General features: G+C 63.6%; 12 protein-coding genes and 1 pseudogene. 11 read left to right on the top strand and 2 right to left on the bottom strand.

What is annotated here, in order from left to right:
• Positions 1-165 precede the first annotated feature (165 nt).
• The 5 genes and pseudogenes from SAJA_RS15505 (at position 166) to SAJA_RS01280 (ending at position 7,942) form a co-directional block, all read left to right on the top strand.
• A pseudogene (locus SAJA_RS15505) lies at positions 166-689 on the top strand (DNA-binding protein).
• An 88-nt stretch (positions 690-777) separates the two neighbouring features.
• Positions 778-1,062 carry a hypothetical protein gene (locus SAJA_RS01295; protein WP_123656832.1) on the top strand — a complete coding sequence of 95 codons (285 nt, stop codon included), beginning with the start codon at positions 778-780 and terminating at the stop codon, positions 1,060-1,062.
• Between the two features lie 35 nt (positions 1,063-1,097).
• Entirely contained in the window at positions 1,098-1,358 is a 261-nt protein-coding gene (locus SAJA_RS01290) for a type II toxin-antitoxin system RelE/ParE family toxin (RefSeq protein WP_245963194.1), read from the top strand.
• Positions 1,359-1,701: 343 nt separating this feature from the next.
• On the top strand, positions 1,702-7,116 hold the full coding sequence (locus SAJA_RS01285; protein WP_123656830.1) for an NACHT domain-containing protein: 5,415 nt from the start codon (positions 1,702-1,704) through the stop codon (positions 7,114-7,116).
• Positions 7,117-7,456: 340 nt separating this feature from the next.
• On the top strand, positions 7,457-7,942 hold the full coding sequence (locus SAJA_RS01280; protein WP_123656829.1) for a pyridoxamine 5'-phosphate oxidase family protein: 486 nt from the start codon (positions 7,457-7,459) through the stop codon (positions 7,940-7,942).
• A gap of 316 nt (positions 7,943-8,258) precedes the next feature.
• On the opposite strand, the gene SAJA_RS01275 is transcribed toward SAJA_RS01280, so the two are convergent.
• Positions 8,259-9,545 (bottom strand): TAXI family TRAP transporter solute-binding subunit, encoded by a 1,287-nt coding sequence (locus tag SAJA_RS01275; protein WP_123656828.1) that lies wholly within the window; start codon positions 9,543-9,545, stop codon positions 8,259-8,261.
• 379 nt (positions 9,546-9,924) lie between these two features.
• Between SAJA_RS01275 and SAJA_RS01270 the strand changes: the two genes are divergently transcribed.
• The 3 genes from SAJA_RS01270 to SAJA_RS01260 all read left to right on the top strand — a co-directional run bounded on the left by SAJA_RS01270 (position 9,925) and on the right by SAJA_RS01260 (position 12,658).
• Positions 9,925-10,290: a septal ring lytic transglycosylase RlpA family protein gene (locus tag SAJA_RS01270; RefSeq protein ID WP_123656855.1), complete on the top strand. Its 366-nt coding sequence runs from the start codon at positions 9,925-9,927 to the stop codon at positions 10,288-10,290.
• A gap of 465 nt (positions 10,291-10,755) precedes the next feature.
• The gene (locus SAJA_RS01265) at positions 10,756-12,264 is read left to right on the top strand and encodes a DUF2252 domain-containing protein (protein WP_123656827.1); all 1,509 of its coding nucleotides are present in this window, start codon (positions 10,756-10,758) and stop codon (positions 12,262-12,264) included.
• 25 nt (positions 12,265-12,289) lie between these two features.
• Positions 12,290-12,658, top strand: a complete 369-nt coding sequence (locus SAJA_RS01260) for a DoxX family protein (protein WP_123656854.1) — start codon at positions 12,290-12,292, stop codon at positions 12,656-12,658.
• Between the two features lie 179 nt (positions 12,659-12,837).
• On the opposite strand, the gene SAJA_RS01255 is transcribed toward SAJA_RS01260, so the two are convergent.
• A complete protein-coding gene (locus SAJA_RS01255) occupies positions 12,838-13,641 on the bottom strand; it encodes a YrhK family protein (RefSeq protein WP_123656826.1) in 804 nt (267 codons plus the stop codon).
• A 160-nt stretch (positions 13,642-13,801) separates the two neighbouring features.
• Between SAJA_RS01255 and SAJA_RS01250 the strand changes: the two genes are divergently transcribed.
• The 3 genes from SAJA_RS01250 to SAJA_RS01240 are packed head-to-tail and all read left to right on the top strand — an operon-like array spanning position 13,802 to position 17,300.
• Positions 13,802-14,974: a zinc-binding dehydrogenase gene (locus SAJA_RS01250; RefSeq protein ID WP_123656825.1), complete on the top strand. Its 1,173-nt coding sequence runs from the start codon at positions 13,802-13,804 to the stop codon at positions 14,972-14,974.
• Complete coding sequence (locus SAJA_RS01245) at positions 14,971-16,011, top strand: proline racemase family protein (RefSeq protein WP_123656824.1); 1,041 nt, start codon at positions 14,971-14,973, stop codon at positions 16,009-16,011. Before SAJA_RS01250 ends, SAJA_RS01245 begins: the two co-directional genes overlap by 4 nt.
• A 47-nt stretch (positions 16,012-16,058) precedes the next feature.
• Positions 16,059-17,300 (top strand): NAD(P)/FAD-dependent oxidoreductase, encoded by a 1,242-nt coding sequence (locus SAJA_RS01240; RefSeq protein WP_123656823.1) that lies wholly within the window; start codon positions 16,059-16,061, stop codon positions 17,298-17,300.
• Positions 17,301-17,330: the final 30 nt, after the last annotated feature.

The raw sequence follows: 17,330 nt of genomic DNA, 5'->3' as shown, positions 1-17,330 counted from the left end.
CCTGATTTAATCCAAACTGCGAGAGCGTGAGAATGACGCAGCGCTCGCGTGCGCTAAGATGGGTATGGGACATCGCAGGGCCTGTTTTGTTGATGGTCTCGACAACCTCAACTTAACGCAACGCCTTGCGATGTCTCACTTTTTCGGAAATGTTGCGGTTGGAACCTGAATCCACCGAGGGTTCCGCTCAAATATCGTCTGAACGATCACGACGGTGATGATGAAGCGCTTATCGACCGGCTGTTCGAGGCCGGTTGCGACGATGCCTTGCCGGGAATCGGACAATCCGGACGGCTGGTACTGGAATTCGCTCGCGAGGCCGACAGTGCGACAGACGCGCTCGGAAGTGCCATCGCTAACGTACGCAAAGCGGTGGATAACGCCGAACTGGTCGAAGTGCTTCCGGACTATGCGGCCTGAGGGACATAGCCGAGCACGTCAGCATGTCCCGCCAGAACTTACGCAAGATCGCTACGAAGAACGGCGCCACGTTCCCGTCTGCGGTTCACGAAGGCCATCCATCGATTTGGCACTTGTCGGATGCGTTGTCTTGGCTTGCCGAGCACGGCTACGCCGTGGATGCCGCTACGCTCGAAATCAGCGCCGCCGCGCGTGAACTCAATACTGCGATTCAAGCGCGCCGTCTGTCCGCGGATCGTTCGCGTGAACTGGAATCCTTGATGGCGTAGGGGCGTAGTGAGCCGGCAAGCGTGTGACGCTGACAACCATATAACGCGGTGTTACTTTATTAGCACCACGCGTTTTACGGTACCAGTCATGTCTACCACATCGCTAAAACTTCCTGACGAACTCAAAGCGCGGCTACGCACAGTTGCAGAAGCACGCCATACCAGCGCGCATGCGTTCATGCTGGAATCATTACAGAACGCGGTGGTGGCGGCCGAGCAGCAACTTGCTTTTCTCGCCGATGCCGAGGCCGCGTACGAACAGATGTGCGAAAGCGGCGAAGGTTACGAGGCCAAGGATGTCCATCGTTACATTCGTGCTCGTGCGCGCGGTGAATCAGCAGAGCGGCCGCAGCCGAAACCGTGGCGCGAGTAATCTATGCCGCCCGGGCGCTAGCCGATCTCGAGCGCGTGACCGAATTTCTTCTCGATACTGACCCGCTCGCGGCTTCGGAAACCGTAGGTCTCATCACTACGGCAATCGAAACGCTCGAAAATCACCCGCTCATCGGGCGCGCGTATTCGCTCGAGGTTCGCGAACTGGTTATCTCACGAGGGCGCACCGGCTATGTTGCGCTGTACCGCTTCTTGCCGGGACGACATCTGGTCGCCATTCTGTCGATACGGCATCAGCGTGAAAGCGGTTACTCAGTTGACGAGCCAACGAGTTGAAATCACGTCGAGAAACGATGCGGATGTGGCAATGCAAGACCTGCCCCCGTTTTTGCTGCTTTCTCACGGCCCGCGACTTGGTCGCGATTCTGTCAATAAAGCATCAGCGCGAAAGCGGTTAATTGATTGGTTAGTCAACTGGTTGTAAAGCAAAATAAACGCCAAACGTGGCAATGCAAAACCTGACCCCTGCACCGCAACGCGAAAGGCCATCACCAAAGCCTTGATCGGGCTACCTCTGATCAAGTTTACTTCAACGAACAGCCGCTACCGCAGGCGGCATATCCCGACAGACCACGACTTTAAAATCGCTGCGGACTGTCCAACCGATGGAGTCCAGTTCATGACGCAGTCGCCAGAGCTCGCTGGCGGTGCCGGCTTCACATACGCCGACCAGGTGGCGACGCGCTACCTGGTCGCATTGCTGGTCGGCTCAGCAGCACCGGGATTGGCAGAGCGCCGGGTCGTCCGCGTCGCGCTCGAGCAGCGGGACGCCGGTGAGCCCCTGGATGACATTGTCGTCGACGGGGAGGCGCCGGACGGTTTGGCTGCGCGCTTGAGCCTGCAAGTTAAGCGCGAGATCACCATCAGCGCGGCCGCGAGGAATAAAGACTTCCGCGACATCGTCCGCGACAGCTGGGCGACGCTCGACAAGACCGACTTCCGCGTGGGAATCGACAGGGTCGGAGCGGCGGTGGGGCCATCGACCGCCGTTGGAAAGTCGCGCGACCTGAGGGCGCTGGCCGAGTTCGCCACGGCCAGCGCCACGCCCGCCGACTTCGCGGTGAGGTTCGGCCGGGGCGGGAGCGCCTCGGAGGAACACCTCGCCATCCTAAAAGACTTGCAGACGGTGACTACCGATCTCGGCAGGCCGGCCACCGTCGAAGACATGCACGCGCTGCTGCGCCACTTCGTATTGATCCGCTTCGACGCTTTGCACGAGGGGGCGATTGAGGATCCGGCAACGGTCGCGCTCGCCGAGCAAGCGCTTGCGTCGGGGCAGACCGGCCAGGCCGGCCAGGCCGTAGCGCTCGCCGATCGGCTACGGATCATGGCGCGAAGGGGCGCTGGCACGGCGCGGTCGTGGGACCGCGGCGGACTGAGGCTCGACGTCTCACCTTGGTTCAGCCTCGCCACCGACCGATGGCTGGCCACTGATCTAGACGCCCTCATAGCCGAGGTCGGCCCCGCCGCGGCAAGCATCCTCGATCGAATCGGCGAGGCGACGCTCGACCGCGCGGGCGTGCGCGCAACGGTGGCGACGGCGCTGGCGGAGTATCAGCTGGTTACGCTCCGCGGACTTCCGGGCTCCGGAAAGTCCGTGATGCTGCGTCGCGAGGTCGAGGCGGCGCTGTCCCGCGGGCCGACGCTGTTGCTCAAAGCCGACCGCATGGCAGGCGGCAGCTGGGCGCAATACGCGACATCGATCGGCTTAGCCCAGCACGATCCGGTGCCGCTGCTGCGGGAAATCGCGGCAGTCGGCACCCCCACGCTCTTCATCGACGGCCTCGATCGCATCGACCGGGCGCAGCGCGGCATCGTGGTCGACCTCATTGAGGCGCTGGAGGCACACTCCGAGCTCTCGGACTGGCGCGTGCTGGCCACGCTCCGGGATTCAGGCGTAGAGCCGGTCCGCACCTGGCTTCCGCGCCTCTTTGATGGCGGCCGGATGGCGTCGGTCGAAGTCGGCGCGCTCGACGACGACGAGGCCGAGGCGCTCGCTGTGGCAAGGCCAGCGCTGCGGACGCTCCTGTTTGGAATTGAACCCGTTCGAACGCTCGTGCGCAGGCCGTTCTTCGCGAAGGTGTTGGACGATCCCGACCTTGCGTCCGGGAGGACGCCGCGATCCGAGATCGAGCTAATGTCTCGGTGGTGGTCCCGCGGCGGTTTCGACGCCCAGGGCACCGAGGCACGGCTTCGACAGCGCGCGCTGCTGCGCTTGGTCCGGCTTCGAGCGTTGCAACCTGACGCTCCCGTTTCCCTTGAGGCGCTCGAACCAGCGCTTTTGGAACCGGTCGAGGAGCTTTCGAACGATGGGGTGCTCGAAGCCGTCACGGACGGACACTTCGTGCGCTTCGCGCACGACATCTTCTTCGAATGGTCTTTCACCCAGGCGCTGGTCGGTGCAGGAAACCGGTGGGTCGATGAGCTGAGTTCGGCGGGCGAGCCACCCGTGATCGGGCGCTCGGTGGAACTGCGGGCGCAGCTCATGTTCGTGGCGGACCCCAATGCCTGGAGCGGAGCCCTCGCTCTGCTCTCGGACCCGGCCCTCCGCAGCCAGTGGCGTCGCACCTGGCTCCTCGCACCGCTGAACCTTCCGGACTTCATCCCTCGCTCAGCGGATTTCGAGGCTGTGGTGGACAGTGACGACCACGCCCTGCTCAGGTCCGCGCTGGTGTGGTTCCAGGCGCAGCACACCAGCCCAAACCCGGGCGTGCTGGATGGGTCGGTGGGAAACATAGCTGACCGCGACGAACGGGTGCGCGCCGCAGATATGATCGGCTGGCCGGACGACCTTCGGCTCTGGATGCGCTTCCTCCGATACCTCGACGGCCGGATGGACACGATTCCGCACCGGCTCCTTCCCCAGGTGCTGACGCTGTTCGAGGTCTGGCAAAACGCCATCGCCGATTCCCCGAACCCGATCTCGGCCATGATCGTGGAGCACGCGGCGGGCTGGCTCTCGAAACTGGAACAGCGTCAGGAGCGGATGGGACGCTTTCGTCGTCGCGACGAGGAGGAGGCGGCCGATCCCTGGGACCACGTCGAGGGCACCGGCGAGTTCGAAGGCGCATTACGGCGCCTCGTGCTCCGTGCAGCGCGGTCAGAGCCAGACCGGGTGTCGACCTATCTAGGCCGGTTCGGCCCCGAACGCGCGGCCTCTTCCAAGGCGTTCGAGGACATCATGGCGTTCGCGCCATTGCTGTCGCAGGCCCTGCCCTCCGCGTTGGCGGACTTCACTCTGAACCATCTCCGCCGCGAGCTGCCGGAGGACCAGCGACGGCGCCAGCTCGAGGAGGAGAGGCGGTCGGCGGAATACCGGGACGAGCTGCGGCGTCGGCCGGAGGACAGCCTCGACTGGGGCGAGCGGATGAGCCTGTCGAGCCCCAACCTGGGATACTGGGGTCCCGACCGCTGGGACTGGGAAGCGCTCTCCATCGAACGCAATTCCTTCGGATACTTCCCCGCCTCGCCGCTCCACCAGCCCTTCCAGGCGCTGTTCGACGACACGCCGGACGAGGGGCTGCGGCTCGTGCGCTCGATGTCTAACCATGCGGTGGAGGCGTGGCGACAGCTCCATTGCCTCCAGCCGAACATCGGCACGCCGGTGCCGGTCGAGATCACCTTTCCCTGGGGCACGCAGACGTTCTGGGGTGGTGCGCGCGAATATCTCTGGAGCCGAGGGCTGTGGGCGCCGAAGCCGCTGGCTTCCGCCTACCTCGCGCTCGACAAGTGGGCGCTCGAGCAGGTAGAGGCCGGCGCCGACGGCGACGCGCTGATCGAGAGAATTGTCCACGGTAACGACTCCATCGCCGCCCTCGGCATCGCCCTCCACGTAGCGCTGGCCAGGCCTGCCGTCACGCCGGTCAACGAGGCCCTCGTCACCACACAGCGCCTCTGGCGCGCGGACATCCAGCGCTACGTCCAAGAGGCGAGCGTTCGGTCATCGAGCCAGATCGGGTTCTGGCAGGAGCACCACCGCAAGGACGCGACCGCCGTCGAGGCGCTCAACACTCTGCCCGTGCGCTTGGAGGAGATTCGGAGCCTGGCGACCCTCCACGTCCTGCAGGTTGACGCCGCGGCCGCGAAGCGGGTCCGCGACGCAATTACCGCGTTCGGCGACACGCCCGACTTTGAGCTGGAGGAGGAGCGCGACCATCCCGGCGCGCTGGACCATGCGGCGGAGCAGGCGAGGACCTACGCGGCATGGGGCGACCTCGCCCACTACCGACGGGTGGACGTGCCTGACCAACCAGATCGACAGGCCATCGTCATGGCCAACCCCATCCTCGAGGAGCCGGGCGTCCGCGAGCGGTTGGAGGAGGGGCAGGAGCACCTGCGCACATTCGCCCTGTTCCACTGGGCAAACAACTCGTTCGAGCAGGGCGGCGTCGCGGACGCGATGACGATCGAGCAGGCCGTCGCAAGCGCCCGCTCGCTCAACGACGAAACACTATTCCAGCCGTCGACGGACAACGATCAGATTTCCATTCGAAGGGGGGCGGTGGCAGGAGCCGCAGCGGTTATTGTCGCTTTCGCCCCGGACAGTCCAGACGTCGGTTGGGCGCGGGCGGTGCTGGCGCACGCAGCCGACTGTCTTGAGGAGGGCGGACCGCTCTGGTCGTCCGTCGGCATCGTCAGCTGGCACCACGTCATTTTCGTCGCTCGCGCCGCAGCCGCCGACCTCCGCCGCGAACCAGATTCCGACCAGCACGCGATCAACCTGCTCACCACGCTGATTCACCCACTCGACAACGTTGGGCTGGCGACCTCTGCGCTGCTCGCCTCCCTGTGGGACGTCGCGCCAAAGGTTTGCTGGGTGGGTCTCGGACTCGCCCTTGACCTTTGCATCATCAGTTCCGGCGACATCGACGCAAACTCGATGCACGATCCAAACGCCGGTGCCGAGGCACGGCAGCGCAAGCTCGATGCGGCCTTGGCCAAGCTCGACCTTGACGCGGCCCCACTGCCGATCCCACCGACACCATGGACCACCACGGTGGCGGAGGATCGCCAGCGCGTCGATCGGGCATCCGACGCGGACGAAGAAGGCGGGACATCGCCGCCAACGCACTGGCGAGCCGCGGACGGATGGTGGCGCTCGGACCGCGCTGGCGAGATACTGGCCAAGCAGCCAGCGCGGGCAATCCTGGCTGCTGGCTTTGAGACTCCCTTCGTCTCGTTCTGCGAGGCGATGCTTGAGTGGACGATCGAGCGGCGTGCACCGGCATGGGCATCTCGCGCGCGGGACGTCAATAAAGCCGACATAATCGAGTGGACGCACCGATTCGGCGATGTGCTTGGGGTTCTCGTCGGCCTCATCGATCCCAGTCGGGCTGAAGCAGGCTTTATCGCGCCGATCTGCGCCGTCGAGGAGGAGGACACATGCTTCGACCTGCTCACGCCGCTCGTCAAGATGTTCATATGCCAGCACGTATTGGACATCGCCGAGGTCTCGCAGATTACACCTGTTGTGCTCGATCGATCGGTCGACAGGCTGTTGGCCGCAACAACGTTCAGCCGGACCGCATACCGCCCCGGCGAACTCCACGGCTTTTCGATGCCGCAGCTCGCGAAATGGCTGATGTTTGTTGGAGTGGAAAAGGCCTCGCTTGCCCACCGGTTCTCGAATGGTGACTGGTCTGACATCGCCCTGATACTGCCAACCGTGAACCGTTTCGTCCGCACCACTGGCTGGGCGTCAACGATCATGGAGAATTTTCTGACGCTGACGGAGCGTGCTCGCGAGCGTTTCCCCGCAGACGAATTCGCCGACGCCATCCTCGCGGCGCTCGCGGCAAGTACCGACCTAGGTGCCCGTTGGCGCGGCACGATGATCGCCGCCAGGATCGCTTCCAGGGTTCAGGACATCGCTGACCGCTCCTCGCCGCTGCCGCTCGCGCTCGGGCAGAAGCTGCTCCGCATCCTTGATACTCTCGTCGACCAGGGGGACCGCCGCAGCGCAGCGCTACAGGTCAGTCCGGCATTTCGCGACCTGCGAGTGACCGCGGTGGACGGCGCAGAAAACGGCCGATGAGTCTCGCCATCGGCGGCTACGGGACGCTGCCGGTGAGAATAATTATCGGGGACAGACTGAGCTGATCCGGAGATTACGGAAAAGTGGGCTCCACCTGCGATAGTCGTTTCAACGGTCGACATGTGATGGCGCGATCCTTCTCGGTTAAATTTGTGGTCGAGCCGAACCTTTGGTTGATGGACGTTCGTCGACACAGGCGGGCAACTTGACCACGCCGGCGTACTCGGGCCGTCTTCTGATATACGATTGAGCAATCGGCTTGTGCGTGGGCTTGGTTCTAGACGAGGCCAAGCGTCACGTTCAAGCTAGGCGCAATCAATTACTGAAGGATTGAAAGACCATGTCCAGCCCCGAACACAAGCAGAAGATCTGGAACCTGATCAAAGACATCAAGGTCGGCATGCTCGTCACGAAAGACGATGACGTGCCGCGTGCCCGTCCCATGCACCTGGTGCAGGATGATTACGACGGCACGATCTGGTTCTATACCCAGCGCAGCGCCGAGAAGGTGATTGAGGCCAAGGGCGGTAGCGAAGTGTGCCTGACGTTCTCTGATCCCGATGAGGGTATTTATGTGTCGATGTCGGGCACGGCTCGGCTGACGGAAGATCAAGACGTGATCGACAAATACTGGAACTCGGAAGTTGCCGCTTGGCTGCCGGAAAAAGAGGATCCGGAAGTCGTCATGCTGGAAATCGATATCCAGATGGGCGAGCACTGGGCTTCGAAAGAAAGCAAGGTGTTCCAGCTTTATGAAATCGCCAAGGCGAACGTCAAGAACGACAAGACGCCGGATATTGGTGAAAACGAGAAGTTCGGCGGCTAACCAGCCGAGCGAACTGCACGACGAAACGCCCGATTTTCGGGCGTTTCTTGTGCCTGTTTTGCCGGGTTGTCTGGTCGCCCGTTGAAGCTGAAACGATACGACCCGAATATTCCGCGACCCGCGGCTATGAGATCGAGATCGGCGCCCACGATATTTGATCAAATAAACATGCCGTCCCGATCTATGGGGCCGTATGCGAACCAACAGGCTCTTGACGCTGTCGGTTTGAGCCTGTGTATCGCCCCCTCGGTACGCGGCTAGCCCCCCACCAATAGACTTGCGTTAAACGGCGCTGGCTGTCCGTTTCCCGGTCGAATCAGCCGGTTGCAGCCGTACTGGTTTCTGACTCCCGAAGCGCGATACGTTTACGCAGCAGGTCGATATGCATGCGGGCGTTGTAGGCATAACCGCGGTAGGGCAATGGCAGCTTTAGTGCGGCGATGTGTCGATCTAGCTCGATGAGTTCGGCTCTCAGCGCGCCGAGTGTTTCGGGATCGTCGGTGGCATCGGCTTCGTTGTCGATCTCTCGAATCCGGGCGTAATGGCGGAACACGCGGTTGCGGATGCTCCATTGATACAGGCCGGGTAACGCGCGCAGCAGCGGCAGGACGAGGAAGACGATTGGCAGCAGCAGGATCGCAAAGCGGCTGATCTGTGCGGTGACCCAGTAGGGAAGAAAGCCGTTCAACGGGCTTTCGCCGTCGGCGATCAGGTCGCGGGCATAGGCGTTCTGGGGCAGCGATGTGTTGTCCATCGACGGGAATTTGTCTTTCGGCGTGATGATGTTGCCGGATTCGTGGACGCGACGTGCGGCTTCGACCAGGCGATCGACGATGGCCGGGTGAAGATCGGGTTGGCCGACAATACGGGCCACGAGGCCCAGCAGGGTGACCGGTTCCGGCGGCAGGGGCGGGTTGAGCCCAAAGGCGCCGGAGGGAACATCCACGCGTATGGATTGCGGCATGCGCCGTGACAGGGCCACGGTGTGATCGAGCTGGAGCAGGGTGCTGTCTGCGTCGGCCAGCACGGTCGATAGATAGGGCGCGGACAGCGGGGCGACGAACAGCGCGATGTCCACGCGGCCATCGGCCAGGGCTTTAGCTGCTTCAGCATCACCCAGCGGTAGCAGCGTGTTGCTTTTGTTGCTCAAGCCCGCGGCGTTGAAAAAAGACGTTGCCGCGGCCCGCGTGCCCGAGCCGGCAGCACCCGCTGCGATACGCAGACCGGACCAGCGCGCGGGATTGGTAGGCACGCTTGTGCCGTCGGTCTGGTGGGCAAAGATAAGGAAGGGCTCGGTAAAGACGGCCCCCAGGGTTTCGATATCACGATCCAGGGTGATGCCGCCTTGCAGCAGCCCGGCATCGGCCTTGCCGTTGGCAAGCAGGCGTGCGTTTTCGGCCGAGCCGGCGGTGGGGATCAGTTTCAGATCAATATCGTCTTCGGCGAGGATGTCGCGATACTGCTCGGCGATATGCCAGTAGCCGCCGTTTTCGATACCGGCGGCAAAGCGCACGGTCGATGGGGGAATGATGCCGCGGCTGAGCCACCACAGAGCGAATGCCGTTATCAAAACGGCCAGAGCCGTGGCTAGAATTCGAAACATCGTTCCCCCTTCAATTGTCCCCAGCGCGCATCAGACCGCGATGGATAGGACTTTGCAAATCGCAAGCGCCTACGTCGACCGGTTTCGTCACGATTCATGTTTCGGTTTCCGGGCCGGGTTTTGCCTGTGGAGCGGGCGGCCGAGCAGGCGAACGGCGTTGTTGATGAATCGGTCATCACCCACCCGCGGCCGGCCGGTTCGTAGATGCGTTTCCAAGGGCTCGAATTCAGCGTTGGCAATGCCCGCGCAGGAGGCAACGGGCCCCAAGGCGTTCACGAGCACGCCCGCGGCTGTCGTATCGTGAGCGGCTTGGTGGCTGATTGAGGTAGCGGTGCGAAAACAGACGTTGGGCCTGGCGGTGGTTTTAGGCGCGGCACTGATGGTTGCCGGCTGCGCGAGCGGGCCGCGCTCTGGCAACCGAGCACCGGGCGCCGGTGGCGCCGGGGCGATTTACCAGACCGGGCAGGCCACGTATTACGCCGACAAGTTTCGTGGCCGCCGGACGGCCAGCGGCGAGCGCTACCGGGCGTCGCGGCTGACGGCAGCCCACCGGGCGTTGCCGTTCGGCAGCCGCGTTCGGGTGACGAACCAGAACAACGGGCGCTCGGTCACCGTGCGGATCAATGACCGCGGGCCGTTTGTGGGCGGGCGAATCATCGATTTGTCGAGCAAGGCCGCCCGTCGGTTGCGGATGAAGCGCGCGGGCGTGGTGCCGGTCACGCTACAAATTATTTCTGCGGATTGAGCGTCGGGGGCGGCGCGGCGAAGCGTCTCGTCGTAAGATACAGCGGGTGTGGCTGCGCCAGGTGCCGGACAAACGGGCAGTCGCATCGCGTGGCAAGCCAAGGACAAGACCAGACCCACCCGTGGCTTGCCCCGCAACGTAGACAAGCCGAGGAGCCGCCCGCCGTGGCTGGTCGATCAGGTGTGGCGTGTTGTCCGTGCGGCGGGCGGGTGTGACATGGCTGTGCCGTATTCGCCATGCCGTGTCTTGGTGCGGCTTTGGCCGCTGGTATGCCGGCACGTTGTGCCGCGCGATGTCTTGGTCGTTGTGTTTGCACGTCGTCCCGGCTGGCTCGTGGCCGCCGGGATCTTGGCCGTGCGGGCAGCTTTTGTGCCGATGATCGCCAGCCAGCGTGTGGATGCGGCATATTGATGCCACACGTATTGCCAGTGCCTGTTGCGGCGCTGGCCCGAGGGGGATTTGTCGATGACCGATTTGAAGGCACAGACGCGCCAGGCACTTTATGAGCGGGCACAGGCGCTGGATGTGCCGGGGCGCTCGGCGATGAGCAAGGACGAGCTCGTGGCGGTTCTGGCCGGCCGCGACGGCGGGCCGGGTCAGGCCGAGGCGCCAGCGCGCCGGATCGGCTCACGTGTGGCGGCGTTTCGTCACCTGGCCGAGCAGGTCGCCGACGGCGAGTTCGTGCTGCGCCCGCGCGTGTTGACCGGCCATGATCGGCGACAGCACGTACGCCAGTGCCTGCGAGAAGACCACACCACGCGGATCGCCGCGGATGCCGACGATGCCACGGTGAAGTTCGATACGTTGGCGGATTCGTTGTTCTCGTTCTTCCGCGGCACCGCACTGCTGTTCTACCGGGACATGGCCGGCGACGATGCGTGGATGCCCACGGTGTTGGCGCTGGGCGATGTGCACCCGGAAAACTTCGGTGTGATGCCGAACATGAACAACGTGCCTATTTTCAGCGTGAACGATTTCGACGAGGCTTATTACGCCCCGTTCACCTGGGACATCAAACGCGGGGCCACGGGGTTCATGATCGCGGCCGCGACCGAGGGCGAGCTATCGGCCAAGCATCAGCGCAAGGTGGTCAAGCACTTCGTGAAAGGCTATGTCGAGGACATGAATCGCCTGGCGCGCGAGGGCACCGAGCAGGATGAGGAGATGCGCCTGGACAATGCGCCCAAGCTGATCCGCAAGCTGATCGAAAACGCCCAGGAAAGCCGTGCCGAGTGGCTGGTCGAGGACTATCTCAACGAACCGAAGACCGGTTTTCGAGCGACCGACGAACTGGTGCCGATCACCGCTCGGCGCGATGAGTTTCAGGCGATCACCGACCGGCTGGTCAAGGACAACGATATCACCGTGCCGCTGCGGGCCCAGGGCATGCGGGTCAAGGACGTCGCCCTGCGACGCGGCCAGGGCACGGCCTCGCTGGGCTTGAACCGCTATTACGTGCTTATCGAGGGCCCGCAGGCCGATGGCAGTGATGATCTGATTCTCGAGTACAAGCAGGCGCGCCATTCCGCGTTGTCGGGCCTGGTGCCGCCGTCCTCCTATGAAAAGAACACGCGCGGGGAGCGCATCAGCCATGCCCAGGCCGTGCATCTGGTGCGCGGCGATCGCTTCTATGGCCATATCGACTTCGAGGGCCTGAGCTACATGACGCGCGAACGGGCGCCGTATCGAGACGATATCGATCTGGACGATCTGTCCAAGAACCAGTGGAAAACCTATGCCGGCATCTGTGGCCGCGTGCTGGCACGCGTGCATGCGTTGTCCGATGAATCCGGCAATATCACCCGTGATATCGAGCCCGACATCATCGAGGCGATGGGCCCGCCCGAGCTTTTCATCGCCGACATGATCGAGTTTGCCGAAGAAGCTGCCGCGCGCGTGACGCGTGACCACGCCATGTTTCAGGCCGATCACGCCCGCGGCGCGTTCTCCCAGCTTGATATTATCCACGGCTGATCGTGACAGCTCAGTTTTGACACCAATGCGGCGCCTGGCGCTGGTGTTCGTGTTCGCTTGGTTTTTCCTGGGCGGTATCGCCCACTTTGTGGCCACGGAACTCGAGATGATGATCGTGCCGGTCTGGCTGCCCGCGCATCGCACGCTGGTGCTGGCAAGCGGGGCGCTCGAACTGCTCGGCGCGGCGGCGCTACTCTTTCGCCGCACGCGCCGCTGGGCCGGGTGGGGGTTGATCGCGCTCACCGTGGCCGTCACGCCGGCCAATATCCATATGTTGCTGCATGCGCAAGCGTTCCCGGCGATTCCGTATTGGGCGCTGGTGTTGCGCCTGCCGCTCCAGCTGGCGCTGATCGTGTGTATCTGGTGGGCCACACAGCCCCGTGCCCCGGAGTGAGCGCCCACGCGGCATGCCGCCTGGCGTTTCGGGACGCTGATAGCCCACCGAGCGCACCCGCCGGCGGCAAGCCCTGGCCGGGCGAATATGGCGTCGTTACGGGGCGCTGCGTCAAATAACCGGCGCATCCGTGGGCTCCAGGAGGCCCACGGTGCGGTTTATCTTTTATCTGTTGTCGTTCAAGGCCGCGGTTTTGGCGTCAGGCGTTCGAATTCGTACTCGTCGATTTCGCCGCGCATGAACGACATGAGCCGTGCGTCGGCCTCGGGATCCTTGGCGATGGCGTCCTTGCGATGCCGGCTGACCAGGCGCGAGCGGCGATGATTGATGATGCCGCCCACGAGAAACAACACGCTGCCGATCAGGTACTGCCAGGCCAGATACGCCAGCACCGTGGCCTCATCGGCCGCGCTTTCCAGTTGCCACAGATACGGGATTGAAGCGATCAGAAACAGCAGAGAGCCCGTTATGAAGGTCACCGCGATCACGTTCATCATCTGGAGCGTAATGACCGACGACGCCCGGATGATCATCAGCGCGTTCAGACAGGCGCCGGCCACAAACAGGGCCGAGCCGATCACGAAACACCAGGCCCCCAGCGTGAACCAGTGCCACCAGGAGAGAAAGAACAGGCTGCCCACGGTGAACAGCAGCGTGCCGATGATGTAATTCCACAGTGCGCACGCCTCGAGCAGCCGGCTGATCGATAACGGCTTGACCCGGGGCCAGAAGTGAGTGACCTCGACCAGGTCGTCGATCAGCACGGCCAGGTAGACCAACGAGCCGACGAAGAAAAGCCACGCCCCGATGTCCTTCCAGGCCTCGAAACGCGGGAAGAACAACACGCTGCCCACGATGAACAGGACGCCGCCAAGCTCATAAAGCAGAGAGTTCTTGGTTTCCCAGAGCTGGCCGATATCAATCTCGTCGTCGTTTCCGTAATGGCGCGCGGCACGCGGGCGGTTGGTAAATAGATGCGGCATGGGGCAGTGAAGAATCGCGAACGGTTTCGTACCATAACGGGCTCGGGTGGCCGGATCGTGAAAATTCGTCGTGATCGTTCGTGTCCTGTCTCGCAAGGCCCTACCATGAGCGGGCTGTTGGCACGTGTATCGATCTATGTCTGTAATTTCTGCAAAAACCATGTCGGCCTTTCAATTGATGGGGCACGGCGGGCTTGATCAGCTGGTCCTTCGCGATGACGTGGCCGTACCGGAACCGGGCGCAGGCCAGGTCCTGGTCGAAGTGAGCGCGACAGCCAAGAACAACACCGATCGCAAGGCCCGCGAAGGGTTGTATCCCACCAAGGACAAGGCGGATACCACCTCGTTTGCCATCGGCGGCACGCCGACCCTGACGTTCCCGCGAATACAGGGCGCGGACATCGTGGGCCGTATCGTGGCCTGCGGCGAAGGCGTCGCGCCGGAGCGGATCGGGGAGCGCGGCCTGGTGGATTTCAATATCTACGCCAGCGAGCGCGACGATATCAATCTCTTGCCGGATTACTACGGCCACGGGGCAGACGGCGGTTTTGCCGAATATGTGGTCGTCCCGGCGGCACAGTTCCACGAGATCACCAACACCGATCTGGCCGATGCCGAACTGGCCGCGCTTGGCATGTGCTCGTACCAGACGGCGTATCACATGATGACGAGTGCGAACATCACCGCCGGTGAGCGGGTGCTGGTCACCGGGGCCAGCGGCGGTGTGGGCACCGCGCTCATTCAGCTGTGTCGGATCGTCGGGGCCGTGCCGTATGCCTTGTCGACGGCCGACAAGGCCGAGCCGTTGTTGGCGCTGGGCGCGGCCCATGTGTTTGATCGCCACGACACTACGGACTTCGTGGAACAGGTACGCACGGCCACCGGCGGCGCGCCGATCGATGCCGTGATGGATCTGGTCGGCGGGACCGCCACGCCGCGCTTCATCCAGGCCATGACCTTTGATATGTCACAGCGACAGAGCTATCCGCGCCTGTCGATCGCCGGGGCTTCGGAAAACAACGTCTCCGAGCTGCTCTGGACCGTGATCTATCTGTATCAGGTGCAGATATTCGGGGTTTCGCACGGCACGCCGAACGAGGCCCGCCAACTCGTGGCCTGGATTCGCGACGGCCGGCTCAAGCCGGTACTGCACGGGGCGTTTCGCCTGTCCGAGCTGCATGCCTGCGAGCGCTACTTCGTCAGCCGCGGCAGCGCTTATCTGGGCAAGATCGTGGTGGTGCCCGACAGCGAGTGGGCCGCGCACGGCGCGCGTTTCGCGATCGATACCCCGGACAGTTTGCTTACGACACCCGCCACAGGATCCGCCACATGACCCAACAATACGCCCTGCGCGTGATGGATACCCATGCCGGGGGCGATGTCTCGCGCATCGTTCTAGGCGGCGTGAAAGCCTTGCCCGGCGCCAATGTGCGCGAGCAGATGGTGTATCTGCGCGATCACGCCGATGACCTGCGCCGACTGCTGCTGGAAGAGCCCAACGGCATTCCCGAAATGTCGGTCGATCTGATCGTGCCCCCCAGCCAGCCGGACGCCGTGGCCGGCTACGTGATCATGGAAGTCATGGGGTATCCCATCTATTCCGGGTCGAACACATTATGTACGGCCACCGCAGTGCTCGAAGCTGGCCTGGTGGAGAAACAGGAGGGCGAGCAATGCTTCGTGCTCGAGGCACCGGCCGGCCGGGTCGAGGTCAGCGCGGTCGTGGAAAACGATGTCGTGCGCTCGGTGACCTGTGAGGGTCTGCCGAGCTATATCGACACCGTGGATGCCGAAATCGATGTGCCGGGCATTGGCCGCGTGACGTACCACGTGGCCTACAGCGGCGGTTTCTATGCGCTGGTTGATGCCGAGATGCTGGGTTTTTCGCTCGTGGCCGCCGAGGAGCGCCAGCTTGCCGAAACCGCCCATGCCATCGTCGAGGCGATTCGGCGTGCGCACTCGTTCGTGCACGACACGCTCGGCGATGTCGGCCCGCTCCCGTTCCTGCATTTCATGGGGCCGGTGGAGACGCTGGCGCCGGGCTATCATCGCGCCCGTTCGGCGACCTATGTGCATCCGGGGGTGATCTGTCGCAGTACCACCGGCACGGGCACATCCGCGCGCCTGGCGCTCATGAATCATCAAGGGTTGATCGAGCCGGGCGATCGCCTGGAAACCGAATCCCTGCGCCATACGCGCTTCATCGGTGAGTTCGTGGCGCGGGAAACAGTGGGTACACGTCAAGTGGTGAAGAACACGATCACCGGGCGGGCCTATGTCATCGCCGAAACCACGCTCATCGCCAACGCCGACGATCCCATGATCGAGCATCTGCGCCTGGATCATGTGATCGAGCCGCGCAGGCGCTAATCTGTGTCTCATATGTCGTTCGTTGAGCAGAGTCGAAAAGGTAAGCGATGCGTGAACAAGATAGCGACGTGATCATCGTCGGCGGTGGAGCCGGTGGGGCCGAACTGGCCGTGCGCCTGGCTCGTGCGGGCTGTGCCCGTGTGCGCCTGATTGACCAGGCCCCCACGCATGTCTGGAAACCCCGCCTGCACGAGTTGGCAGCCGGAGCGGCCCGCGGCGAGCTGGGTGAAATCCGTTATCGCGATCTTGCCGAGCGTTGGGGATTCGTATTCGAGCAGGCCGCGCTTACCGATATCGATCCCACCGCGAAAACCATCGCACTCGCTGTCGGCGAGGCCCGCCATGAGCGCGACTACCGCGTGCTCGTGCTGGCGCTGGGCGGTGTAACGCCCGATCTGGGCGTGGACGGTGTGGCTGAGCATGCGCTCATGCTGGATCGTTCGCCCGATGCCGAGGCGTTGTACAAGCGCTTCACTAAGGCGTTGGACGATGCGGCCGCCCAGACGCCGCCGCGGGCGGCCCAGGTGGTCATCGTGGGCACCGGGCTGACGGGCGTGGAACTTGCCGGTTATCTGGCCAGCCATGCAGATGTGGTGGCCAGAGCCGATACGACGAGCGCCCAGACCCTGGCGATCCATCTCGTCGAGGCCAGCGCCACGTTCATGCCCGGCTTCGACGATGCGCCGACCCGGCGTGGCGCACGCACCCGGCTGGAAGGACTGGGGGTGACGATTCATACCGGCCAGACCATCGCCGGGGTCGAGGCCGACGGCGTGGTCACCGAGGACGGCACGCGTCTGGACAGCGATATGACGGTATGGGCGGCCGGGCGTGTCGGCCCGCCGCTGGCCGCGCACGATCAGCGGCTGGCCACGAACGACAAGCAACAGTGGCGGGTTGGTAAGACCCTGCAGAGCGTGGCGCACGCCGATATCTTCGCGCTGGGCGATTGCTGCGTACACGACGATAATCCGTGGCCGGCCACGGCTCAGGTCGCCAGCCAGCAGGCTGAGCATCTGGCGCCGCAAATCATGGCGTATCTCGACGGCGACACGCCGAAGGGCTTCGTGTTCAAGGACAAGGGCGTGCTCATGTCGTTTGGCGATGGCGGGGATCTGGGACTTATCCGCGGGCCACGGGCCGATGCTATCCGTATTCACGGGCATGTCTCGCATGCCGCGTATCGCGCGCTGGAGCGTCAGCATCAATGGGTGCTGCTGGGCACGCGGGCCACCGTCGAAGGCGCGGCCGGCGATTTCTTCGATGCGCTGCGCGCTCGACACGCTTGATCATCGAGTTTTCCGGGTAACAGGGACCGG

Source organism: Salinisphaera japonica YTM-1, from assembly GCF_003788585.1.
Lineage (GTDB): Bacteria > Pseudomonadota > Gammaproteobacteria > Nevskiales > Salinisphaeraceae > Salinisphaera > Salinisphaera japonica.
The sequence above is the reverse complement of the archived record's forward strand: the minus strand, read 5'-3'. Positions and strand labels throughout refer to the sequence as shown.

Excerpts from the sequence above, each read along its gene's own strand:
- SAJA_RS01295 (WP_123656832.1), top strand. The coding sequence starts at position 778 with ATGTCTACCACATCGCTAAAACTTCCTGACGAACTCAAAGCGCGGCTA.
- SAJA_RS01285 (WP_123656830.1), top strand. The coding sequence starts at position 1,702 with ATGACGCAGTCGCCAGAGCTCGCTGGCGGTGCCGGCTTCACATACGCC.
- SAJA_RS01280 (WP_123656829.1), top strand. The coding sequence starts at position 7,457 with ATGTCCAGCCCCGAACACAAGCAGAAGATCTGGAACCTGATCAAAGAC.
- SAJA_RS01275 (WP_123656828.1), bottom strand. The coding sequence starts at position 9,545 with ATGTTTCGAATTCTAGCCACGGCTCTGGCCGTTTTGATAACGGCATTC.
- SAJA_RS01270 (WP_123656855.1), top strand. The coding sequence starts at position 9,925 with ATGGTTGCCGGCTGCGCGAGCGGGCCGCGCTCTGGCAACCGAGCACCG.
- SAJA_RS01265 (WP_123656827.1), top strand. The coding sequence starts at position 10,756 with ATGACCGATTTGAAGGCACAGACGCGCCAGGCACTTTATGAGCGGGCA.
- SAJA_RS01260 (WP_123656854.1), top strand. The coding sequence starts at position 12,290 with ATGCGGCGCCTGGCGCTGGTGTTCGTGTTCGCTTGGTTTTTCCTGGGC.
- SAJA_RS01255 (WP_123656826.1), bottom strand. The coding sequence starts at position 13,641 with ATGCCGCATCTATTTACCAACCGCCCGCGTGCCGCGCGCCATTACGGA.
- SAJA_RS01250 (WP_123656825.1), top strand. The coding sequence starts at position 13,802 with ATGTCGGCCTTTCAATTGATGGGGCACGGCGGGCTTGATCAGCTGGTC.
- SAJA_RS01245 (WP_123656824.1), top strand. The coding sequence starts at position 14,971 with ATGACCCAACAATACGCCCTGCGCGTGATGGATACCCATGCCGGGGGC.
- SAJA_RS01240 (WP_123656823.1), top strand. The coding sequence starts at position 16,059 with ATGCGTGAACAAGATAGCGACGTGATCATCGTCGGCGGTGGAGCCGGT.